The following is a 23835-nucleotide window of genomic DNA, read 5'->3' as shown; positions in this document are numbered from 1 at the left end:
GACACCTCCTTCACACCTTTGTTGCTTAATCAGGAGTTTCATGGAACAGGGCCACTTGGGCCAGCCGGCTGCCCAAACAACTATGGCGGTATTGAATCCGGTTGTTTTCCACCATGCGGTGGAGCACCGCCCGACTGCCAATGAGCACCACCAACACACGGGCTCTGGTGATGGCGGTATACAGCAGGTTACGGGTCATCAACACCCAGGGGGCAGGAAACAGCGGCAAAATCACCACAGGAAACTCTGATCCCTGGCTTTTGTGCACTGTGATGGCCCAGGCGGGTTCCAGTTCATCCAGCAGGGCGAAAGGATATTCTGCCAGCCGCTGGTCATCAAAGAGAATGGTGAGCAACTCTCTTTGAGAATCAATCTGATGGATTCTTCCCAGATCGCCGTTGAAGACGCCCCGGTTTCCTTCTTCCTGACCCATGGTTTTGATACGGCCTGTGGCAGTGTCTTCCACCACCCGCCGCCATTCCAGGCTGTAGTTGTTGCGAATTTGCATCACCCGGTCGCCTTCACGAAAGACCTTGTCTCCATGATTTTTCTCTTTTCGGTGGGGTGCCGGGGGATTCATCACCTGCTGCAGATGCTCATTTAGTTGCCGGGTGCCTGTATACCCTTTCTTGGTGGGTGTGAGCACCTGTATGTCCCGCTGGGGATCAAAGCCCCGGTAATTGGGGAGACGCTCCATCAGCAGCTCACTGATGGTGGCCAGCGCTTCCCGTGGGCTGTGGGAGGCCATGAAGAAAAAGTCCTTTTCCCGGGTGTTGAGCAGGGGCATTTCTCCCTGGTTGATGCGGTGGGCATTGACCACAATGTGGCTTTCCTGCGCCTGCCGGAAGATTTCAGTTAAGTGGATGCGGGGAAGCAGTCCGCTGGCAGCCATGTCTTTCAGTACCGACCCAGGCCCCACTGAGGGGAGCTGGTCTGCATCGCCGGTCATCACCAGGGTGGTGGCGGGTCCGATGGCTTTCAACAGGTGCTGCATCATGTAAATATCCACCATGGAAACTTCATCGACGATGACCACATCTGTCTCCAGTGGATTGTCTTCATCCCGGTTGAAGAAATGCTCCCGGGTTTCCTCTGAATAAGAGACTTCCAGGAGGCGGTGCAGGGTTTTGGCTTCCCGGCGGGAGGTATCTGTCATGCGTTTCGCCGCCCGGCCCGTGGGGGCAGCCAGCAAGTAGCCCAGTTCTTCCTCTTCCAGCAACTGGATCAGGGTGTTGATAAGGGTTGTTTTCCCCGTTCCCGGCCCACCGGTGATCACCAGCACCCGGTGGGAAAACACTTTTTCAATACCAGCCAGTTGAGCGGCAGCCAGCCTGATGCCCTGGGTCTGCTGCAATCGCTCCAGTCTGTCTGTCAGCCCCCGGGGTGCCGGGGGTGGTGCAGAAACTGCCAGGGTTGCCAGTCTTTTGGCCACTTGTGTTTCTGCCGTATAAGCGTTCATCAGGTAGATCCTCTCGGCGCCGTCCTCCAGCCGGGTCACCTGAAGTACCTGGTCCAACGCCAGGGACTGAATGGCCTCCAGCACCACGCGTTCCCCCGTCTGCAGGAACTCCCGGCTTTGTTCCACCAGCAGTTCACGGGGCAGGCAGGTGTGGCCTTCGCCCTGAGATGCCTGAAGCACTGCCAGCAGACCACTTTCCACCCGACGGGGATCTTCTGTATCAATTCCCAGGGTGCGAGCCACTGCATCCATTTTCACAAATCCTATTTCTGGCAGGACTTCCAGCAACTGATAGGGATTTTCCTGCAGCATGTCTCTGGCCGGTTCTCCAAAAGCTTGGTATATCTTCATGGACAAGCGGGCGTCGATGCCCCGTTGCCCCATCCAGACCAAAAAGCTTCGCAGTGCATTATGCTCTTTAAAGGCGGCAGCAATCTCCGGCCACCGTCGGGCACCAATGCCCTTGACTTCCTGAAGCCGCTGGGGATGGTGCTCCATCACCTCAAAAACTTCCATTCCAAAGGCTTCTGCCAAACGACGGGCCATTTTTTCTCCGATTCCCGGCAACAAGCCAGAGGCCAGGTATTCCATGATTCCTTCCAGGGTTTGGGGCATCAGGGGTTCCCAGGTGTCTGCCTGAAGTTGTTCCCCATATCGGGGATGTACTGTCATTTTCCCGGTGATGCGCAGGCGGTCACCGTCATTAATCCCCGGCAGCACCCCCACCACTGTCAGCATTTCTTCGTCGCATTCCAGCAGGCATACCCGGTAGCCATTGGCTTCGTTATGAAAGATGGTTTCCACTAGTTTTCCTTCCCGCTGAATCATGGTACGCCCCCCGAGTGATTACTGCTATCATTATAGCACAGGAGGGCAGGGAATAAGTGATAAGGAATAGTGAATAGGAAGGGAAGGGAATAAGTGACAAGGAATAGTGAATACACCAAACAAGGAGGGGCAGCGCCGATGATGGCGCTGCCCGAAAGCTTTGTCAAAGCAATGAAAGAGAGGAATGAAACCTTCTTTATATTTTAAACTGACTCATAATGTCATTCAGTTCCTGGGCAATGCCTGCCAGGTCTTGGGCTGACTGACTGGTTTCGGTGGCACCCTTGGCGGTATCGGCGGCAGCGCCGTCAATTTCAAGGATATTATTGCCGATTTCCTGTGTTCCCTGGGCAATTTCGCTGGTGGAGCGTCCCAGATCTGTCATCTGTTCAGAGGCCGCTTCGCTGCTTCGGGCCACTTCATCAGAGGCTTCTGAAAGCTCTGAGGAAGAGCGGGCAATTTCGTTGACACCCTTGGATGCCTCTGTGGAGCTGCGGAGCACCTGAGCAGCATTACTGCTGATATTTTCGATGCGGGAAGTGATCTGACTCACCCTTTCCGCTGCCACCACAATGGTGTCGGAAATCTCGCCGGTGGTGGCACTTTGCTGGGTCACCGCCGCTGCAATGGCATTGGTAATTTCCTGCACCTGGGTGATGACATCGGTGATCAGCTTCACCGAGCTGACGGCATTGCCCATATCCTGCTGCATGGAGGCGATCTGCTGTCCTATTTCGTCGGTGGCTTCTGCCGTTTGTTTAGCCAGTTCTTTCACTTCGTTGGCCACCACAGCAAATCCCTTGCCGGCTTCACCTGCTCCTGCCGCTTCAATGGCAGCGTTGAGGGCCAGCATGTTGGTTTGATCTGCGATATCGTTGATGACTCCTACTATTTTATTAATGGCCTTGGATGACTGGTTTAATTTTTCGATGACTTTGCTGGTGTCGGCAGCCTTACGTCCGGCATCGTCGCTGATATGCATGGATTTTTCGCAGTTATGACTCACTTCAGATAATGACTGATTGATCTCCTTGACAGCAATGGCCACACTGTTGACAGACTCGTTTACATCCTGGGCTGAACTGCTGACTTCATCAATCTCGACGGTGACGCCTTCGATAAGCTGTGTCACATTATTCACTTCTGCAGAAGTTTCTTCAGAAGCCGATGCCAGATTGCGAATGTTTGCCGACATCTCTTCAACAGCCGAGGCAATGGTTTGAATGCTCTGGCTGGTTTCCATCGTGGCTTCAGTGGTGCTCCCGATGCTGGCATTGATCTGTTCGGTGGCGGCACTCACCACGCCGGTTTTAGCACTCATTTCTTCGCTGCCGGCAGCCATGTCGTTGGCGATATCAAGCAGCTGGCTGGCTGACTGGCCGATGGTCGTGGCCTGTCCGGTGATTTTTCCCATGATGGTGCGCAGGGTCGCCAGGGTGCTTTTTAGTCCTGTTGCCATTTGTCCAACTTCATCTTTGCGCTTTTCATATAAATGGAGGGGGTCATCTTCGGCAATGGTGAAATCGTAACTGGCCACCCGTTGAATCGCCTGGGAAATTTCCCTCATGGGGTCTGCCATGATTTTGGCGGCGTAAAGGGCCAGCAACACACTGATGGCAGCCACCACCGCCGTCAGGATGCCCAGTAGGTATACCAGCCGCCGCAGGGGGGCCATTCCCTCTGATTCGTGTAGTTCAATGATCATACCCACCTCGGTGGCTCCCAAAGTGGCTACCTGATAGCTTCCCAAAACAGCATCACCCAGATAGTCAGCGTAAACACCGGTATTACTGTAGGCAACTTGTCTCTGCGTGAGAGGCCCCGCCAGATTGCGGACGGCTTCTGTATCCACCGTTCTGACAAAAGCGGCATTCTCGCTGTATTCACCCAACATGGTGTTGGTGAGCAGCAGCCCTGTCGAATCCACCAGATAAGCGTCTCCCGATTCACCGATTAAGTGAATATTGCTGTGAAGCATGTCTTCGATCACCGGCAGGGGGATCAGCGCGTTCACCGCCCCGATAATTCGGTTGGTTTGGGGGTCCTGCAGGGGTGTGGACAACACGATGGTATAGTCGTCAATCACATCGGAGTAGAACAGTTGTGACCAGTTTTGCCGCCCGCCCATGGAAGCCTGTATGTAGTCCCGGCTGCTGAGATCAACCCCTTCAAGAGATGCCCTGAAAGGTTCAGTGGCATAGAAGGAATTACCCTGGGCATCGGTGACAAACAAGCCTCCCAGGCGAAATCGCTGGAGATTATCGGTCATCAGACCGTCCAACCCGGTGTAGGCTTCCTGCCAGGCTGCTGCCTGCTCCTCGGGCTCTAGATCGGTTGATTGATGGACCTGCAGGGCATTGATCACCAGTGGCAGGTTTGCCAGCACGTCTCCGTAAACTTCTTTTTCTCTGAAATAATCTTCAAACTGAAGCTGGGTCAGTTCCCCAAACTGCTCCATTTGCAGATAGATTTCTTTCTGCAGGGTACTGCTTGATTGCTGATATGCCACCGCGGCAATGATGAGCATGGGAATCAGCCCGGTGACGACAAAAATAATCAGCATTTTCGAGCGCATGTTAAAGTTGTTCAGCATGGAAATGCCTCCTTGTGAATGTTCGAATGATATCGGTGGAATCATACCCCCGGGGCCAGCGCCTTAAACCAGCCTTTTCGGCAAAAAAAGAATCACAGTCTGCCGTCAGGCAAACTGTGATATGGGTTGAAACGTATGAACGGAGTGGCGCCCCCAACGCATCTGATGATTAAAACCGACTCAATGGAAATACCAGTTTACTGAGCGGCAGTATCTTTTTTAAGTGCTTCCACCTTATCTGTTTTTTCCCAGGAAAGCGACACATCTGTGCGGCCAAAGTGCCCATAGGCAGCAATTTGCCGGTAAATGGGCTTGCGCAGGTCGAGATCTCGGATAATGGCCGCAGGGCGCAGATCAAAGTGCTTGTTGATAAGATTCACCAGTACATCGTCACCCACAGCGCCGGTACCAAAGGTGTCCACCAGGATGGACACGGGACGGGCCACACCAATGGCGTAGGCCAGGCCCACTTCGCACCGCTTCGCCAGGCCTGCAGCCACAATGTTTTTGGCCACATATCGGGCAGCATAAGCGGCAGAACGGTCCACCTTTGTTGGATCTTTGCCGGAGAAAGCCCCGCCGCCATGGCGGGAATAGCCGCCATAGGTATCCACAATGATTTTACGGCCGGTGACACCTGCATCACCCTGGGGACCGCCCACCACGAAACGACCGGTGGGATTCACCAGATACCGGGTGTTCTCGTCAATAAAACCGCCGGGAACAATGGGCTTGATCACATGTTCAATCAGGTCTTTTTCGATGGTTTCACGCTTCACATTGGGGCTGTGTTGGGTGGAAATGACAATGGTGTCCACACGAACCGGCTTGTCATCCTCATAGGCCACTGTCACCTGGGTTTTGCCGTCAGGCCGCAGGTAGGAGAGCATGCCGTTTTTGCGTACTTCTGACAGGCGCCGGGATAGCTGGTGAGCCAGTGAAATGGGCAGGGGCATCAACTCAGGGGTTTCATCGCAGGCAAAGCCGAACATGATTCCCTGGTCGCCGGCACCGATGGCTTCCAGTGCATCTTCCATTTCTCCCGATTTACGCTCCAGTGCTTCATCAACCCCCATGGCAATGTCGGCTGACTGTTCATCAATCGCCGTCAGCACAGCGCAGGTATCGCAGTCAAAACCGTACTTGGCGCGGGTATAGCCGATTTCACGGATGGTTTGCCGGGCGATTTTGGGAATATCCACATAGCAGCTGGTGGTGATTTCTCCCGCCACCATGACCATCCCCGTCGTCACCATGGTTTCGCAGGCCACACGGCCGGCAGGGTCTTTTTCAAGAATTGCGTCCAGAATGGCATCAGAAATCTGATCGCAAATTTTATCCGGATGCCCTTCTGTAACCGATTCCGACGTAAAAAGTCGCTTGTTCATGATTGTTCCTCCTCGTATTCTTCTTTTCTTGTTTTTTCTTCCGATTGTGTCACACCAGCTGATGAATCAACCGGTGCTGTTGATGCGGATATTGTTGTTTATACTGGTGTTGCATCACTACTCAAATCAAAAAGCCCCTTCAAAAAGAAGAGGCTTCCACGTTCCGGCCTGCGCCGTTCTCCTCATCTTCCAGAACCTTCGTTCTGCAGGAATTAGCACCATACACCAGTGGCTATGGTTGCCGGACTTCATCGGGCCTGTCCCTCAGTCGCTCTTGATAAGGTCTACATCAAGATTTTCGGTATGCAGTTATGGGCTTACAGCCCTTTTCCCAAGTCGTTGGACGAAAAAAGTATAGCATTGCCCCCGGGCTTTGTCAACGATTATTTTCCGGTTATTCCTCTAATGTTGCCTGATGAAGGCGGTAGAGCACCACCGCCAGTTCCACCCGGGTCATTTCCTGCTGGGGATGAAAGGCGGTGTGATCCAAGCCTTCAAAAATACCACTTTTCAGTAATGTGTTAACGGAAGGCAGTGCCCAGGCATGAATGCTTTTGCCGTCTTCAAAATAATCACTGGCACAACGCTGATCCGGCAGCACCTGATCTTCCATAGCCTTTACCACCATCACCACTCCCTGTTCCCGGGTGGCAGCTTCGTGAGGACGAATGGTGCCGTCGGGATACCCGGTGACGATACGCAGTGCCGCGGCCCGAGCCATGGCATCCTGAGCCCAGGCATCCACAGTCGCCCCGTCCTGATAGGCAGATAACTGCTGATACAGCGCCTCCTGGCTTAACCCGGCATCACCCAGCCGAAAAAAGCGATGAAGCATCAGTGCGATTTCCTGGCGGCTGATGGTCTGGTGCGGGCGGAATTCTGCACTACTGGTACTCACCACGCCAAGCGCTGCCAGTGTTTCCACTGCTTCCCGGGCGGGGTGGTCTTTCATGTCTATAAAATGAAACCCGCTGTCTGACACTTCCGCTTTTTCCTGTCGCTCTTCCTTAAGATCGGCAGGCTGGTCAGCAGCAATCTCTCCGCTTTCTGTTAAACTCATCAACGCCGCTTCTATGGTATCAGGGTCATCCTGTTCTTCAGAAGTTCCATTTTCAGGAGGTACATTTTCAGAAGGTACATTTTCAGAGCTTTGAACAGGATCCACCGCTTCAACAGCTTGAATATCCAGTGCAGCTTCACCATCTTCACCTTCCACATGTTCTGCATGGTCTGCTTCAGCTTCACCATGTGGATCATTTTCATCATGAAGTGGTTCTGGTATTGCCGGCTCCAGCAGCAAACTCCACAAAGCATCATCTGCTGCCTCTTCATGCACAAAGGCCGGTTTCAGGTAAATAGCCGCCACCCAGCCGATTTGGCCGGAAGCAGGATGATTCACCCGGTACCAGTAAAGCCCGTCTGCCAGTTGTGCCTCACCGGCAATCACCAGTTCTGTGCCCCGGGTAACCGTAAACCGCACATCACCACCGGGTCCATCCAGTACATATAGTTCCTGCCGGGCATCTGCCAACGCCCGGTCTTCGGGCTGAAAGAACAGAATACCGCCTTCATGGGTCACCGCCGGTTCCGGCAGGTGAAGGTCTGCCGGGGGTAATCCGCTGGCTGGAATATAGCTCCAGTCCACCATGGAAACTTCCTGCCCATAACGGGTGTGTATCAGGTTATAAAGGCCGTCCTGATAGGTGTTCTCGCCGTGAAGATTGGGATTGTTGCGGGATAACCACCCGTTATAAGCCCAGAGGGCAAAGTACCAGTGCTCCAGCACGTTTGGGTCCCGGTCACCCACCACCGGTGTGCGGGGATCCAGCCATTTGGACAATAAAATGTCTGCCCCTGCCTCGATGTTATATTCCACATCATACAAAATCATCTCGGCATCAAAGCCTGTATGAATTTGATTGATCTGCATGATTCCCCGGTTTCCCCGGGAGACAAAGGGGGCACCCGCACTGGTAAACTGAGTTTTGCGGCTCTCCTTCCAGGCGATGGCCTTTAGGATTACCGGCGGAATGTTCTTGCGCCGGGCCACTTCTTCAATAACTGTTTCAATATCTTCCTGAGTCATGGTCACATCAGACGCCACTGCCGTCACCAGGGAAGACAGTACCATCACCAATACCAACAGTCCGGCAAAACAGCGCCTCATGCCAGTTTTCCATAACCTTTCTTTCATGAAAGCATCCTCCTTCTTCGTCGTTAATCGTTGATCCAATGGATCCATCAAGTAGTGGGCGGCGGTCATTTACCCCTACAGAAACAATGCCCAGAGGGGAATGGTGAGAATGGAGCACAGTGTAGTGAGAAAAACTGCCTTTGAGGCAAAATAGTAGTCAGAATCATAGAGCCGGGCGAAAGCACCGGCATTGGCTGCCACCGGCATGGCAATAATAATGACCGGAATTCCCAGCATAATTCCCGTGAATCCCAGAAGCCGCAGGGGCAGGTACATCATCAGGGGCATGAGCAGCAACCGCACCACCGTCGCCTGATAAAGTGCCCGGTCACCAAATACCGACCGAAAGGGAATATCTGCCAGCATTCCGCCAATGATCATCATGGAAAGGGGCGTGGTGGTTCCCCCGATGAGCTGTAAACTTTCCAGCAGCGGACCAGGGATACTCACCGGCAGCACAAAAAAAGTGAATCCCAGCAGGACAGCAATGACCCCCGGGCTTCGAAAGGCTTTTTTAAAGTTCATTTTACCGCTGCTCTGACCGGTACTTCGGGACATAATGGCCACACCAAGGGTCACCAACAGCAGATTAAAGGGGATGTTGAAAAGAGCGGTGTAAAAAATACCCAAATCGCCATACAACACAGAAACAATGGGAAATCCCATAAAGGCCACATTGGAAAAGACCAGTAAAAACTGAAGCACGTCACCTCTGGGCCCTTCTTCCTTCACCAGACGTACATACAGACGCGAAAAAAGAATGATCACCCCATAAGTAACAATGGAAATGCCCACAATTAACAGGCTGGTGTGCAGCAGCTCCATGCTGAAGGGAAATTGCATGGAACTGACAATCAGCGATGGCAGCGTTACTTGCAAAATAAGCAGGCTGATCCCCTTGATGGTTTCCTGGTTCAACACCTGGGCTTTTCTGGCGGCATAACCGGCGGCCATCATGAAAAACAGTACCAGGATTTGGTTGAGCAGACTGAAAAATGCATCATTCATCGGGTTTGCGCCTCCAGAATTGCTGTGGCACCTGTGCCACAGCCAGTGTTTCATCTCAGATGAGTCTGGCGGGTCTGCCGTCGGTCAACTCACTGGTTGATGGTTGCTATCATAACAAAAAATGCCAAAAAAGACAACAGGCCTTCCATTAAGAGAAGGCCCTATTGAAACAAAGGGGGATGATGATCGTCGGTCGATCACTAAATTCAGTATAGCACTTCTTTTTAATAAATGGTGGTTTGTTATGGGTCCTTAACACAACTGTAATAATTGTCACATTCGTGACATTCAATCGTCATATTGAAGCTTCTGTTGAAGGCTGTACTGTAGCCCCAACCAAAGTAGCTGCCTCATTCTTCAGTGCTGAACAGATTCATTCAACCAGCTGGTTCATGGCTGCCATCCAGGTTTCCAGCTGCTGCCGGGAGGCTTCCAGACTGCCGGTGCAGACACCGGCATAAATCTTCAGTTTAGGCTCAGTGCCTGAAGGTCGAAGCGCCACCCATCCCGCTTCTCCCAGAATCATTTTGATCACGTTGGCCGCGGGAAACCCAGCCATGTTTTCATAGTCTTCCACCTCAGTCACAGAAGTGCCTCCAAGGGAAACCGGGGGATTCTGGCGAAAACGGCTCATGATGGCATCGATTTTTTCCATGCCTTCTTTTCCTTTGAGAGTGATGGACACCAGGTCTTCCATATAATAGCCGTAGGTATCATAAAGCCGGAGCAGTCCTTCATAAAGACTGAGACCTTCCAGCGCATACACCGCTGCCATCTCAGCGATAAGCAGGGCAGCCACCACCGCATCCTTATCCCGGGCATAGGTGCCGGAGAGATACCCGTAACTTTCTTCATACCCAAAAAGAAACTGCTTTTCACCGGTGGTTTCATAATGCTTGATGCGGTCACCGATATACTTGAATCCTGTCAGTGTGTTTTCCATTGAGGCACCCTGGGCTTTGGCAATGACGGCCCCCATTTCGCTGGTAACGATGGTTTTCACCACCAGGCTGTTTGCCGGCAGCATGTCTCTTTCCCGGCGGGTGCGAATGATATAATCCACCAGCAGGGCGCCTGTCTGGTTGCCGGTGAGTACCACATAATTGCCCTCCCGGTCTTTCACCAATGCACCCACACGGTCACCGTCAGGGTCGGTGCCAATGATCAGATCAGCCCCTTCTTTTTCCGCCAGGCGGATCGCCAGCTCGAAGGCGGCTTTTTCTTCAGGGTTGGGAGATTTCACCGTGGAAAAATCCGGATCAGGCACCGCCTGGGAAGGTTCCACCAAAACCCGGCGAAACCCTGCCCGTTTCAAGGCTTCCGGCACCAGCTTGGCGCCTGTGCCATGGAGTGGGGTATACACTACCTTGAAAGTGTCTGCCACCTGCTGGACTGCATCCTGACGGAGGCTTTGGCTGAGAACCGCTTCCAAATAGGCTTCATCCATAGAGGCATCCAGCTCCTTCAGCCGCCCCGATTGCCGGGCCTCAACCTCCGGCATCACTTTCACAGCCTCAAAGCCATCAATGGCCTGAATGGCCGTTGTAATGGCATCGGCAATGGCCGTGGACACCTGGGCGCCATCTTCCCAGTACACTTTGAACCCGTTGTATTCCGGCGGGTTATGACTGGCAGTAACCACGATACCGGCAATGGCACCCTTGTTTCGCACCGCAAAGGATAACTGAGGCGTGGGGCGCAGGTCGTCAAAAATATAGGCGGTGATATGATTGGCCGCCAAAACGCAGGCTGCCTCCAGGCAGAACTCCCGGGACATGCGCCGGCAGTCGTGGGCGATGACCACCCCGCGCCGGGCGGCGGCTTCTCCGTGCTGGAGAATGTAATCGGCCAGTCCCTGGGCAGCCTTGCGTACCATATACACATTCATCCGGTTGGTACCGGCACCCAGAATGCCCCGAAGACCACCAGTGCCAAAGGTGAGCTCCTGAAAAAACCGGTCTTCAATTTCTTTTTCATCACCTTCAATGGCTTCCAGTTCCCGTCGGGTGACCTGGTCAATGGCGGGGCTGGTTAACCATAACTCGTATCGCTGTCGTGTGGATTGATCCATACTGACGCCTCCCATCTTTCATATCTATGGTTATTCTACCACAGGGAGTACTGTTCCACTCACTTTTACAGGCAAAATAAAAACTCCTGACGAATTATCAGGAGTCGAGACTGCAGACAACATATGATGAAGACAAGGGATTTGGTAAAGGGCAGCCTTGGAAATCTTGTCAGTGTTTTTTCGAAAGATGAGAAAACTGCCAGCGCCTGCTGTTTGAGCGCAGCGAGTTCAGGCGCTGTTTTCGAGACTTTCGACTAAAAACACACAAGATTGGAGTCAGCTGGCCGGGCCAAAGCCCTTTGTCTTCAACCTCATCTCCTGAAAAATCATCAGGAGTCTTTTTTAACAGGTGCCACGGTCACGGCTGTCAGCTGCTGATATAATTGCTGCGCCAAACCGACGCCCCGGCCCTGAGCCATGGACTTGGCCAGTTCTTCATCATGCATTTCTTCAAAAATGCCCCTGGCGTGGGACTTCTCCACAAGACCGCTTTCTTCCACCCCACTGCGCATTTGTTTCAGCATGATGTTCAGGAAGATGGCCTCAAATTCGCGACAGGCTTCACGCAGTCGTTCCTGCTCTTCTGGTGTTTCGGCGGCAGTGCCGGCAGTGCCCTGCTGCAGCCGGCTGTTTTCCTGAAGCTGCTGCTGGCGCTGGAGTTGCAGCATGGTTTCATCAATGGTCATTCCATCACCTCATTCCATCAAAAAGAAATGCCCCATTTTCGGTCGCCCGGATTAACGACGCAGGTTATTGGCCATCCCCATCATTTCATCAGAGGTCTGAATGGCCTTTGAATTCATTTCGTAAGCTCGCTGGGCAGTGATCATGCGCACCATTTCATCCACCACCTGCACATTGGAGGTTTCCAGATAGCGCTGGCGAATACGGCTGGTACGCTCATCCCCTTCCATGGGGATTTCTTCACCAGAAGCCACTGTTTGGGCAAAAAGATTCTGTCCCTTTGCTTCCAACCCCTGAGGATTGAGGAACCGGGCCATTTTCAGTGTGCCAATTTCTTCAATTTCACCATCTTCATTGATGGCGGTGATAAGCCCCATTTCTGAAACCGACAGATCCCGCAGGCCTTCACCAATCACAATGATATCATCAAATTCTGACATGACAAAATAGCCGTCGGAAGTGACCAGCGCCGTTTCTTCTCCGTCAACACTGAGTTTGAAAGCACCGTCACGGGTATAGTAAGGCTGGCCGTCAGGGCCTTCCACCACAAAAAAGCCTTCGCCGTCGATGGCCATATCCAACGGATTATCGGTGGCTTCCAGATTGCCCTGAAGAAAGAGACGGGCTGTGGAGGTGGGCATCACGCCGTGGCCCATCTGCAGATGCACCGGGCTCCCCTGGCCTTCTGCCAGGTGATTACGGCGAATATTGGCATACAGCAGGTCTTTGAACTGCATCTGCTGTTTCTTGTAACCGGTGGTATTTACATTGGAAAGATTGTTGGCAATCAGGTCGATGTTCAGCTGCTGGGCTTTCATGCCCGTGGCGGCTGTCCAGAGTGCTCTCATGGGTCATCCTCCATTCTTATTCTATGTTTCATCATATGCTGCCGAATATGTTGCCGACGTCTATTTCAGGCCACTATTTTCCAATTTCGTTGATGGCCTTGCCGATGACTTCGTCATAGGTGCGCACCACCCGGGAACCGGCTTCATAGGAACGCATCAGGTTGATCATTTCCACCATCTGGTCGATGGCATTCACATTGGCACCCTCCAGGAAACCCTGTAACACTTGTCCCTCAAAGGGAATGGGTTCCGGCTCAAGCCCCTCTTCAAACCGGTACAGGCTTTCTCCTATCTTGCGAAGATCTTTCAGGTTGGCAAAATCAACCATCTCCAACTGATCCCGCACTTCGCCATTGACCAGCACCTGGCCTTCGGGGGTGATAGCAAAATCATCACCGTCCACCAGAATGGAGGTACCGTTCACACTTCCCAGAAAATAACCGTCCTGGGTGATGATATCCCCATTTTCATTGAGGGTGAAATGCCCGTCACGGGTGTAGAACATTTCCTCGGGCTGGTCTGGTTTGTAAACCACGAAAAAACCGCTGCCGGAAATCGCCAGATCAAGGGAATTCCAGGTTTGTTCCAGAGATCCCTGGGAGAAATCGGTGGCAAACTTTTCCAACCGCTGGCCGCTGTTCATGGTGCCGATGATGGGACCCGCCGGTCGTCGCAGCAGGGTTGCCATCGGCTCTCCGTCAACCAGCACCCGACCCCGGTTATCCACTTCCAGCTGGCCCTCGGGCACCTGAATTCGGTTGCCTGAAGCGTCCAGTATGTAATTTCCATAGCGGGCCACGATCTGGCCGGTGGCATCCCGCTCATAGGTACGGAGAAACCCTTCTTCATCGGGTGCGAAGGCAATGCTTTTTTGAAAACTGTTCCCCAAACGGGTGGAAACAGCAAAAAAACCGCCGGCTGTGTCCAGTCGAAACCCTTCGCCCTGGCGCGTTACGTTAACCTGCACATTGGCACTGTAGGGTCGGTTGGCTTCGGTTCCGTTCAGTTTTGAGATAAGCACCTCTGGAAAAGCCTCGGTGATCACCAGATCACGCTTATAAGCGGTGGTGTTGGCGTTGGCCATGTTATTGGCTGCCGCATCCATCTGTTTTTGTGCTGTGTTCATGGTTGAAACAGCGTTGTAAAGTCCTCGAAACATGGGAATCCCCCTTTTCGGACAGTGTGTCATTACCGTTTGAATCGTCCATTTGTCTGACTGAACTTCCAAAGAGTGGAGCGTCTGTCAGCGAATGTGAAAAATGCCGATCACATTCCTTCAGGGAATTTATCGGCATTCATCAGGCTATCTTTAATGATTTTTCGGAAAAACCCTTCTCTTAGCTGCATGAACCAACGTCAAAGCGAAGACATGGGAACCGCCGGTAAATCCGCCGGCAGTCATCTGCTAAAGGGCTGTTCAGCGACTGGCTTCCTTAACGGTCGCCATGGCGCCGGGATCCCCGGGCCTGTGCCAGCACATGGATGGAGTTCAGTGCTTTTCCTGTTCCCTTGGCCACACAGCTGATGGCATCTTCTGCCACAGTGACAGGAATGCCCATACGGGCCTGCACGTATTCATCCAACCCGTACAGCAAGGCACCGCCGCCGGTCATGATGATCCCCTGGTCAGCAATGTCGGAGGCCATTTCAGGAGGCGTGCGTTCCAGCACGGAGTGGATGGCATCTGAAATGGAAGCAATGTTCTCTTCCAGGGCATCCATCATTTCTTCGCTGGTGATTTCAATGTTCACCGGAAGACCGGAAACCAGATTTCGGCCCCGAACATGCATGGAAACCCGTTCGGTACGGCTGACGGCTCCGCCGATGTTGATTTTTAGTTCTTCGGCAGTACGTTCACCGATCATAATGTTATGGGTTTTGCGCATGTAACGGATAATCGCCTCGTCGAATTTATCGCCGGCAATTTTAATGGAGTTGCTCACCACGATGCCTCCCAGGGAGATCACCGCCACATCAGTGGTGCCGCCTCCGATGTCCACAATCATGTGACCCACTGGCTGGGTGATATCCAACCCGGCACCAATGGCAGCGGCAATGGGCTCTTCAATAAGGTAGGTGGTGCGGGCACCGGCTTCGTTGGTGGCATCAATGACCGCCCGTTTTTCCACTTCTGTCACCCCACTGGGGACACACACGATGATTTTCGGCTTGAAAAAGAGTTTTTTGCCGACAGTTTTCTGTATAAAGTATTTCAGCATTTTTTCAGTGATTTCGTAATCGGAGATGACGCCATCTTTTAATGGGCGAATGGCCACAATGTTACCCGGTGTGCGCCCCAGCATTCTGCGGGCTTCCCGGCCAACGGCCAGTACCTGGTTGGAGTATTTATCGATGGCCACCACAGAGGGTTCCTGAAGCACAATTCCTTTTCCTTTGACAAACACCAGCACACTGGCCGTTCCCAGATCAATGCCAATATCCGGAGATAATCCTAACATGGTATTCCCACCTTCTGTTTTCTGATTTCTGTTCCTTCTGTTTCCTTAGTTGTTGCCATGCCACGTGATTTCAGTCAGTTTCGGATCATCCGTCACCGTGATTGGATCCTGCACAATCAAACACGATGCTGATTAGCCATCTTTCAGTATAGCAGAAGAAGGCTCCGGGGACAATTCCCAATTCAGCTTTTTAGTAAACAAGGGTGTCAATTTCAGGTGTGTCTTCGGGAATTTCATCAAATTCGATGGTGATATAGAGGCGAATGGGCAGTGAGATGATCATTTGGTAAGGCTCCCGGATCCATCCCATATCTGCATGAATGGACAGGGGTGATATTTCCTGGGGCAGCCGCTGCAGACGCACCGCGCCATCCAACACTTCCAGGGTGGCGATAACGTCACGGCCGCTCACTTCGATGGGAAAGTCGATGGTTTCCAGGGTTTCAGTTTCAGGCATGGGGATTCGGTGAATCACCTGCCCATCCATGGTCACCACAATGGTTTTACCATTGCCCGGCGCCTCTCCCAGCATCAGGGGCACCGCAAAAAGAGCCCCAAGACTCACCAGGGCCACCAGCACAATCAGTATCACATCTCCCGGCTTTACGGGATGCATACGCTTCATCAAGGTCTTCATGGCTTTTTCCTTTCCATTCGGCAGGCGTTTTGATTGCTGCGCAACCCTCCACCGCTTTAACTACCTTCTGATTATATCGAACCCCCCCCTTAAAGACAAGCAGAAAAAGACCACCGCCAGAAAGCGATGGTCTCGGTCTGTATAGTGGGTTTCATCTTTGGATCTACTTTTGATGATGTTCGTATTGCTGTATTCTGTTCAGTGCTTTGGTGAGGGCTGCTTTGGCCCTGTCGATGTCAACCTGGTCCGACTTGGCTTTCAGCCGTTCTTCTGCCCGTTCCCGGGCTTTTCGGGCACGCTGGATGTCAATTTCTTCGATCCACTCCACCGCTTCTGTGATCACCAGTGCGTGGTCACCACGAATTTTCAGCACACCGTCAGCACAGGCGGCTTCTCTCACCTTGCCTTCCTGAACAATTTTGATGCGCCCCACTGCCACCGGCGCCACCATGGGAATGTGTTCATTCATCAACCCCACGTCGCCGGAAGCGGTGCGCACCACTGCCATGTCCACTTCTTCGTCCAGAAACACTCTGTCTGGCGAGACAATTTCAAGATGCAGTTTCGCTGCCACAGGGTCACCTACTTTCCAGCTTTCGCTTTTTCCCGGGCTTCTTCAATGGTGCCCACAAAGAGGAAGGCGGATTCGGGCAGATCATCATGTTGCCCATCCAGGATTTCTTTGAATCCCCGGATGGTGTCTTTCAGCGGCACATACTTACCTTCCATGCCGGTGAACTGTTCTGCCACGTGGAAGGGTTGTGACAGGAATCGCTGTACCTTTCGGGCGCGGGCCACAATGAGCTTATCTTCTTCAGACAACTCGTCCATCCCCAGAATGGCAATGATGTCCTGGAGTTCTTTGTAACGCTGCAACACCGATTCCACGCCACGGGCCACATCATAGTGCTCCTGGCCCACAATCACCGGGTCAAGAATCCGGGAGGTGGAATCAAGCGGATCCACCGCGGGGTAAATGCCCAGCTCTGAGATCTGTCGGGAAAGAACGGTAGTGGCATCCAAATGGGCAAAGGTGGTGGCCGGTGCCGGGTCAGTCAGGTCATCTGCCGGTACGTAGACTGCCTGTACCGAGGTGATGGAGCCCTTCTTGGTGGAAGTGATCCGCTCCTGAAGAACCCCCATTTCTGTGGCCAGGGTGGGCTGGTACCCCACGGCACTGGGCACACGGCCCAACAGTGCCGATACCTCAGAACCTGCCTGGGTGAAACGGAAGATGTTATCGATGAAAAGGAGGACGTCCTGCCCCTCTTCATCACGGAAATATTCGGCCATGGTAAGACCGGTGAGCCCCACCCGCATGCGGGCCCCCGGCGGTTCGTTCATCTGACCATACACCAGGGTGGTTTTGTCGATAACACCGGATTCAATCATTTCGTAGTAGAGGTCGTTGCCTTCACGGGTTCGTTCTCCAACACCGGCAAACACGGACAGTCCGCCGTGCTCTTTGGCAATGTTGTTGATGAGCTCCATGATAATAACGGTTTTGCCAACGCCGGCACCCCCGAAGAGACCGATTTTACCACCCTTGGAGTAGGGGGCGATGAGGTCGACCACTTTGATCCCGGTTTCCAGAATTTCAGTGGCGGTTTCCTGGTCTTCAAAGGCAGGTGATGGCCGGTGAATGGGAAAATGATGCTCTGATTCAACGGCACCCTTTTCATCAACCGGTTCTCCCAGAACGTTCATAATGCGGCCCAGGGTAGCTCTTCCCACTGGCACGGTGATGGGGCCGCCGGTATCAGTGGCGTCCATTCCCCTCACCAGTCCCTCGGTGGAACTCATGGCCACACACCGAACCGTGTCGTCGCCCAGATGCTGGGCCACTTCGGCAATGATTTTTTCATCATCTTTATAAATTTCAATGGCGCTGAGCAGTTCCGGCAGCTGTTCGCTTTCAAACTTAATGTCCAGTACCGGGCCAATAATCTGCACCAGTTTTCCGATGTTTCCTTTCGGCATTGCTTCCCCTCCTTTAGCTTGTCCGTACGGTGACGTTTATTTCAGCGCCTCCGCACCGCCGACAATTTCGGCAATTTCCTGTGTGATCGCAGCCTGACGGGCCCGGTTATACTGAAGCTGCAGCTTATCGATCATATCTTCAGCATTGCTGGTGGCACTTTCCATGGCCACCCGGCGGGCTGCCTGTTCACTCACGGCTGATTCCATTAATCCACCGTAAATCATGCTGTCCAGATAGCCGGGGACCACCCGCCCCAGCACTTCTGCATCTGAGGGCTCGTAGATGGTGAGTTCCCAGTCATCTTTAACCGCAGCTTCGTGGCGCATCTGTTCTTCTTCCATCAGACTTTTATCGGTATGAAAACAGGTTTCCAGCGCTTCCTCATCCAGTGGGATCAGCTTCAGCACCTTGGGTTTGTAACTGATGGTGCTTTCAAAGTTGGTGTATACCAGGTAGATTTCGTCCACTTCTCCTGCCTGGTATTTTTCCAGACAGAACCGGCGGATTTCCTGGGCGTCTATGAAATCCGGCACTTCTGCCAGCCCCAGGAAAGACCGGGGAACTTCCACTTCACGCCGGGAAAAATACTCCCAGGATTTCTGCCCCACCGTCACCACACAGGTGGCTTTTTTTTCCTGCATATGTTCCCAGGCTTGTTTCACCACATTGGTATTGTACCCGCCGCAAAGACCGCGGCTGCCTGCTATAACAATGTATCCGGTTTTCTTGATGGTTTCCCGGGGGGTTACCAGGGGATGTTCTGTCCCCTGAAGCTCGCCCAGAAATCCCAGCACTGCCTGCTTCCATGCCCGGGTAAACGGCCGTGATTCTTCCAGTCTTCCCCGGGTTTTTCGCAGTTTTGCCGAGGCCACCATTTCCATGGCCTTGGTGATTTGTCTGGTACTCTTGACACTTTTGATGCGGCGTTTGATGTCCCGCATTCCTAATCCGGCCAATGGGTCACCTCCTGTTCCTTATTCCTTTTCTTTCAGGAACTCAACCTTGTATTCCTCAATGGCTTTTTTCAGGGTTTCTTCAGTGGTTTCATCCATGGCACCCTGTTCGCGAATGGTTTTGCCAACTTCTGGGAAATGGCTGCGCATGTACGCCATGAGACCGGCTTCGAACTCACGGATGTCTGTGACTTCCACGTCTGCCAGATACTTGTTGGTGACCGCATAAATCATCATGACCTGATCTTCCACCGGTACCGGCTGGTACTGGGGCTGTTTCAGGATTTCGAGGATGCGTTCCCCCTGGGCCAGTCGTTCCTGGGTTTCTTTATCCAGCTCGGAGCCGAATTGGGCAAAGGCTGCCAGTTCCCGATACTGGGCCAGTTCGAGGCGCAGTTTTCCTGCCACTTTCTTCATCGCTTTGATTTGGGCGTTTCCACCCACACGGGAAACAGAAATTCCCGGGTTCACCGCAGGGCGCACCCCAGAGTAGAACAGTTCTGACTCCAGGAAAATCTGACCGTCGGTGATGGAAATCACGTTGGTGGGAATATAGGCTGAGACGTCTCCTGCCTGGGTTTCAATGATAGGCAGTGCTGTCAGTGATCCGGCACCCCGTTCGTCGCTGAGCTTGGCAGCACGTTCCAGCAGTCGGCTATGTAAGTAAAATACATCGCCCGGATACGCTTCACGGCCCGGTGGACGGCGAAGCAGCAGTGACATGGCCCGGTAGGCCACCGCATGTTTTGACAGGTCATCGTAGATCAACAGCACGTGCTTGCCCTGCTCCATGAATTCTTCACCCATGGCACAACCGGCATAGGGAGCAATAAACTGGAGCGGTGCCAGCTCGCTGGCAGTGGCTGCCACAATAATGGTGTAATCCATGGCACCATTACGATTGAGAACATCCTGAATTTGGGCCACCGTGGAGTTCTTTTGGCCAATGGCCACATAGATGCAGATGACATCGGTATCTTTCTGGTTAATGATGGTATCAATGGCGATGGCGGTTTTCCCCGTTTGCCGGTCGCCAATGATCAGTTCCCGCTGGCCGCGGCCGATGGGAATCATGGAGTCGATGGCTTTGATACCGGTCTGCAGCGGCTCATGAACAGATTTTCGGGCAATGATGCCCGGGGCTACCCGTTCCACCACCCGGAAGTTGTCAGTTTGAATGGGACCCTTGCCGTCAATGGGCTGTCCCAGGGCATTGACCACCCGGCCCAAAAGGGCTTCACCTGCGGGGACCTCAACAATTTTCCCCGTCCGTTTCACCATGTCGCCCTCTTTGATGTGTTCATCGGAACCCATGAGCACGCAGCCCACGTTGTCTTCCTCCAGGTTCAGCGTCATCCCGTAAACATCGCCGGGAAAGACCAGCAGTTCACCGGCCATACATTTTTCGAGCCCGTGAATCCGGGCGATACCGTCGCCCACCTGAATAACGGTGCCCACTTCCTGGTAGTCCAGTTGGTTTTCGTATCGTTTGATCTGTTCCTTAATCACCGAACAGATTTCTTCGGGTCTGAGATTCATTGTGCTTTTCACCCCTCACTTTATACAATCATTTGTGTCAGATCCTCTTTCAAGAGGTTCAGACGGTTGCGTACCGTACCGTCGATCACCCGGTCTCCCATCCGCACCATGACTCCCCCGATGATGGATGCATCCACCTGGTTGGTAAGGGTCACTTCCCGCCCCGTCAGGGTACTGAGGGAAGCAGCCATACTGGCCTGAGCGGTTTCGTTCATGGGAACGGCTGTCACGGCAACGGCTTCCATCCGGTTTTCCAGCGCTTCTGTCAACTCTCCAAAAACGTGTACCATGCCTTCAAAGGAAGCTTCCCGGCGCTTGTCCACCAGAATCATGAGAAAATGATACAGCTCTGGGCTGATTTTTTCTTTGAACAGTTCTGTGATAAATTGTTTTTTCTCCCGGTTCCCCACCACAGGGGAGGCGAAAAAACGGGCAAAGGCGGGCACCTCATGAATGGCTTGTCGAATACCCTTCAGTTCCTGGAGCACAGCGGCGGCATCGGTGGTTTCCGATTCCTGTACAGCCTGGAAAAGAGCTGTGGCGTAGCGCTTGGCCACTAATGCTGCCATTTTTCCCGACCTACCTTTTCAATGAACTCCTGAATCATGGCATCATGCTTTTGCTGATCCAGTTCCTGCTCCATAACCTGGGCAGCCGCCAGTACCGCCAGTTCTGAAATCTGATTTTTGAATTCGTTGATGGCTTTTGTTTTTTCCCGTTCCAGATCCAACCGGGAACGTTCTTCCATTTTGCGAATTTCTTCCCGGGCTTCCTGAATGAGAATTTCGCCCCGTTCTTCACCTTTGCGGGCAGCTTCTTTCAGCATTTCATTCCGTTCTTCCCGAATACCTGAAAGTTTTTCCTCATACTGGGCCTTCAGTGCCAGCGCTTCGTCTTCTTTTTCCTGAGCGCCGGCCAGCTGGTCTTCGATGCTCTGTGTCCGCTTGGCCATGTATTCAGTTACCGGCTTAAAGAGGAAATGGCGCAAAAGTAAGAAGATGACGATGGCGTTAATGATTTGAAACGCAAAGGTCCAACTCAGTTCAACCAATCCTTGCTGCATCGTGTTGCCTCCTTTCCGGAAAATCAGTCAGACTGATTCCGCCGATGTATTTTGCTCTACAGCATGCCCACCAGCGGGTTGGCAAACAGCAGAATCAGCGCAATGATCAGACCGTAAATACCGGTGGTTTCAGCAACGGCCGCTCCCAGCAGCATGGTTCTGACGATGTCACCCTGTGCTTCCGGCTGGCGCCCCACACCTTCTGCGCCTTTACCGGCCGCATACCCCTGACCGATCCCGGGGCCGATCCCTGCAATCATGGCCAGTCCTGCGCCAATGGCGGAAGCCGCCAGTACTAATGCTCTACCTGTAATTGGTTCCATATTCATTTTCCTCCTTCTCATTCGTTCAATTTTTCTGAACTTTCATGGTGCTTCTTTTTTGTCATTTCCCTTTTAACAGGGGTCAGAAAGCATCTTGTTGAGATGATGATTAACGGAGCAGCAGTATCTTTACAACAGCCTGATCAGCGGATTGGCAAAGAGCAGTACCAGCGCGATGATCAGTGCGTAGATGCCAGTGGTTTGGGCCACTGCCTGCCCCAAAAACATGGTGCGGATGATGGGACCCTGGAGCGCCGGGCGCTTGCCCACGGTTTCAGTTCCCTTACCCGCTGCATAACCCTGACCAACACCGGGGCCAATGCCCGCGATCATGGCCAGACCTGCACCGATGGCAGAGGCTGCCACCACAATGGTGCCGGTGGTAAAACCCACCAGTGGATTGGCATACAGCATAATCAGCGCCACCACCAGGGCCAGAATTCCCGAGGTTTCTGCCACGGCAGCCCCCAGAAGCATGATCATGGTCACCTGTTTGCCGCTTTTGGGGTTCATGCTGACGGCTTCAGCTCCTTTACCGGCCGCATAACCCTGGCCGATTCCGGGACCAATTCCGGCAATCATGGCAAAACCCACGCCAATGGCAGAGGCGGCCAGGATGATTGCTCTGGCATTAATCGATTGATCCATTGCAATTCCTCCTTACAAGTTGCGCATCAATCCATGGCTATTGAAATAAAGACCATGGTGAGCATGACGAAAATAAAAGATTGCAGTACACCGGCGAAAACATCAAAATACAAATGGAGTACCACCGGTATACCGCCCTGCAGGATGGGGAAGGCCGACAGACCCAGCGAGGTGCTGAGGCTGGTAAGACCGTTGTAGGCCAGTGTCAGAACGATGAGGCCCCCCACAATGTTGCCGAAAAGACGGAAAGACAGGGAAATGGGAGTGGCCAGTTCACCCATGATGTTCATGGGAAGCAGAAGCACAAAGGGTTCGGCGAAACCTTTCAGATAAGTTCCCGTTCCTTTGCTGCGGGCCCCGAAGTAGTGAATCATGCAAAAGGTAATGACGGCGAGGGCCAGGGTGGTGTTCAGATCTGCCGTGGGAGGTCGAAGCCCCAGCAGGCCCAGCAGGTTCATAAAGATCAGAATTAAAAACAGGGTGCCCATATAAGGCGCAAAGCCTGTTTTATCATCGCCCATGGTTTGCCGGGTCAGGTTGTTCAGCACTTCCACCACAGCTTCTGCCACATTTTGCCGGCCCTTTGGAATCAGTTGCAGGGTACGTGTTCCAAGAATGGCCAGCACCACCAGCACCAGCATGATCAACCAGGTGTTCACCACTGTTTCGGTCACCGGAATGCCGTCCAGTATGGGAATTTCAAACATCACTCTTGGACCGAAGGCAATCGGCTGCATTTACTTTTCCTCCTTTCGTGTGAAAATATTCTTGAAATAGCGTTTATCATTCAGCAGATCTCTCTGCAGGATGACGATTTTAATCATTACCATGGCAATGATGGTACCGAGGGCATGAATATCAGGAGAGCGAATGGAGATGAGAATGACCAGTGTTGTCAGCACATAACGAATCATATATCTTGAAACGGTGTATTTTCGGGCTCGTTCCGGATGCATGGTTACTGCCCGCTGAATGGTCAGATAGAGGAGACGGAAGTTCAGCAATGAGACGGCTGTTCCAAAAAAAACACCGGTGAGAAATGCCAGGGGAGGATGAAACACCCACATTCCCAGCAACGCCACCAGGCTGTTGGCCAGAAAAACCCGTTTGGCGATGGATTTTTGGGTGATGCTGATATCTTCCATTTCAGCCATGGCCA

General features: G+C 52.8%; 21 protein-coding genes and 1 riboswitch. All 21 genes read right to left on the bottom strand.

What is annotated here, in order from left to right:
• Positions 1–25: 25 nt before the first annotated feature.
• Positions 26–2287 carry an SF1B family DNA helicase RecD2 gene (gene recD2 / locus QOL74_RS07825; protein ID WP_283408900.1) on the bottom strand — a complete coding sequence of 754 codons (2262 nt, stop codon included), beginning with the start codon at positions 2285–2287 and terminating at the stop codon, positions 26–28.
• 196 nt (positions 2288–2483) lie between these two features.
• Positions 2484–4880: a methyl-accepting chemotaxis protein gene (locus QOL74_RS07820; protein WP_283408899.1), complete on the bottom strand. Its 2397-nt coding sequence runs from the start codon at positions 4878–4880 to the stop codon at positions 2484–2486.
• 197 nt (positions 4881–5077) lie between these two features.
• Positions 5078–6268 carry a methionine adenosyltransferase gene (gene metK / locus QOL74_RS07815; RefSeq protein WP_283408898.1) on the bottom strand — a complete coding sequence of 397 codons (1191 nt, stop codon included), beginning with the start codon at positions 6266–6268 and terminating at the stop codon, positions 5078–5080.
• Between the two features lie 179 nt (positions 6269–6447).
• A riboswitch (SAM riboswitch) is annotated at positions 6448–6552 on the bottom strand.
• Between the two features lie 110 nt (positions 6553–6662).
• Positions 6663–8462: an S-layer homology domain-containing protein gene (locus QOL74_RS07810; protein WP_283408897.1), complete on the bottom strand. Its 1800-nt coding sequence runs from the start codon at positions 8460–8462 to the stop codon at positions 6663–6665.
• 75 nt (positions 8463–8537) lie between these two features.
• Complete coding sequence (locus QOL74_RS07805; protein ID WP_283408896.1) at positions 8538–9470, bottom strand: AEC family transporter; 933 nt, start codon at positions 9468–9470, stop codon at positions 8538–8540.
• 373 nt (positions 9471–9843) lie between these two features.
• Entirely contained in the window at positions 9844–11541 is a 1698-nt protein-coding gene (locus QOL74_RS07800; protein WP_283408895.1) for a phospho-sugar mutase, read from the bottom strand.
• A 329-nt stretch (positions 11542–11870) separates the two neighbouring features.
• Positions 11871–12227, bottom strand: coding sequence for a rod-binding protein (locus QOL74_RS07795; protein WP_283408894.1), 357 nt, complete (start codon positions 12225–12227; stop codon positions 11871–11873).
• Between the two features lie 51 nt (positions 12228–12278).
• A complete protein-coding gene (gene flgG, locus QOL74_RS07790) occupies positions 12279–13073 on the bottom strand; it encodes a flagellar basal-body rod protein FlgG (RefSeq protein WP_283408893.1) in 795 nt (264 codons plus the stop codon).
• Positions 13074–13146: 73 nt separating this feature from the next.
• Complete coding sequence (locus tag QOL74_RS07785; RefSeq protein WP_283408892.1) at positions 13147–14232, bottom strand: flagellar hook-basal body protein; 1086 nt, start codon at positions 14230–14232, stop codon at positions 13147–13149.
• A 274-nt stretch (positions 14233–14506) separates the two neighbouring features.
• Entirely contained in the window at positions 14507–15532 is a 1026-nt protein-coding gene (gene mreB / locus QOL74_RS07780) for a rod shape-determining protein (RefSeq protein ID WP_283408891.1), read from the bottom strand.
• A 190-nt stretch (positions 15533–15722) separates the two neighbouring features.
• Entirely contained in the window at positions 15723–16169 is a 447-nt protein-coding gene (locus QOL74_RS07775; protein ID WP_283408890.1) for a NusG domain II-containing protein, read from the bottom strand.
• A 163-nt stretch (positions 16170–16332) separates the two neighbouring features.
• Positions 16333–16743, bottom strand: a complete 411-nt coding sequence (atpC, locus tag QOL74_RS07770; protein WP_283408889.1) for an ATP synthase F1 subunit epsilon — start codon at positions 16741–16743, stop codon at positions 16333–16335.
• Between the two features lie 8 nt (positions 16744–16751).
• On the bottom strand, positions 16752–18149 hold the full coding sequence (atpD, locus tag QOL74_RS07765; RefSeq protein ID WP_283408888.1) for a F0F1 ATP synthase subunit beta: 1398 nt from the start codon (positions 18147–18149) through the stop codon (positions 16752–16754).
• Positions 18150–18185: 36 nt separating this feature from the next.
• Entirely contained in the window at positions 18186–19106 is a 921-nt protein-coding gene (gene atpG / locus QOL74_RS07760; protein WP_283408887.1) for an ATP synthase F1 subunit gamma, read from the bottom strand.
• An 18-nt stretch (positions 19107–19124) separates the two neighbouring features.
• A complete protein-coding gene (gene atpA, locus QOL74_RS07755) occupies positions 19125–20642 on the bottom strand; it encodes a F0F1 ATP synthase subunit alpha (protein WP_283408886.1) in 1518 nt (505 codons plus the stop codon).
• Positions 20643–20662: 20 nt separating this feature from the next.
• Positions 20663–21211, bottom strand: coding sequence for an ATP synthase F1 subunit delta (gene atpH, locus QOL74_RS07750; protein WP_283408885.1), 549 nt, complete (start codon positions 21209–21211; stop codon positions 20663–20665).
• Positions 21199–21705, bottom strand: a complete 507-nt coding sequence (atpF, locus tag QOL74_RS07745; RefSeq protein ID WP_283408884.1) for a F0F1 ATP synthase subunit B — start codon at positions 21703–21705, stop codon at positions 21199–21201. The genes atpH and atpF overlap by 13 nt, the downstream gene beginning before the upstream one ends.
• A gap of 56 nt (positions 21706–21761) precedes the next feature.
• Positions 21762–22028 carry an ATP synthase F0 subunit C gene (gene atpE / locus QOL74_RS07740; protein ID WP_283408883.1) on the bottom strand — a complete coding sequence of 89 codons (267 nt, stop codon included), beginning with the start codon at positions 22026–22028 and terminating at the stop codon, positions 21762–21764.
• A 129-nt stretch (positions 22029–22157) separates the two neighbouring features.
• Positions 22158–22676 carry an ATP synthase F0 subunit C gene (gene atpE, locus QOL74_RS07735; RefSeq protein ID WP_283408882.1) on the bottom strand — a complete coding sequence of 173 codons (519 nt, stop codon included), beginning with the start codon at positions 22674–22676 and terminating at the stop codon, positions 22158–22160.
• A 26-nt stretch (positions 22677–22702) separates the two neighbouring features.
• Positions 22703–23413, bottom strand: a complete 711-nt coding sequence (gene atpB / locus QOL74_RS07730) for a F0F1 ATP synthase subunit A (protein WP_283408881.1) — start codon at positions 23411–23413, stop codon at positions 22703–22705.
• Positions 23414–23830: an ATP synthase subunit I gene (locus tag QOL74_RS07725; RefSeq protein WP_283408880.1), complete on the bottom strand. Its 417-nt coding sequence runs from the start codon at positions 23828–23830 to the stop codon at positions 23414–23416. It lies immediately after the preceding gene.
• Between the last annotated feature and the right edge of the window lie 5 nt (positions 23831–23835).

Origin of the sequence: Anoxynatronum buryatiense, assembly GCF_900182905.1 — a bacterium.
Classification (GTDB): domain Bacteria; phylum Bacillota; class Clostridia; order Peptostreptococcales; family Tindalliaceae; genus Anoxynatronum; species Anoxynatronum buryatiense.
This window is presented reverse-complemented; position numbering and strand designations above follow the sequence as displayed.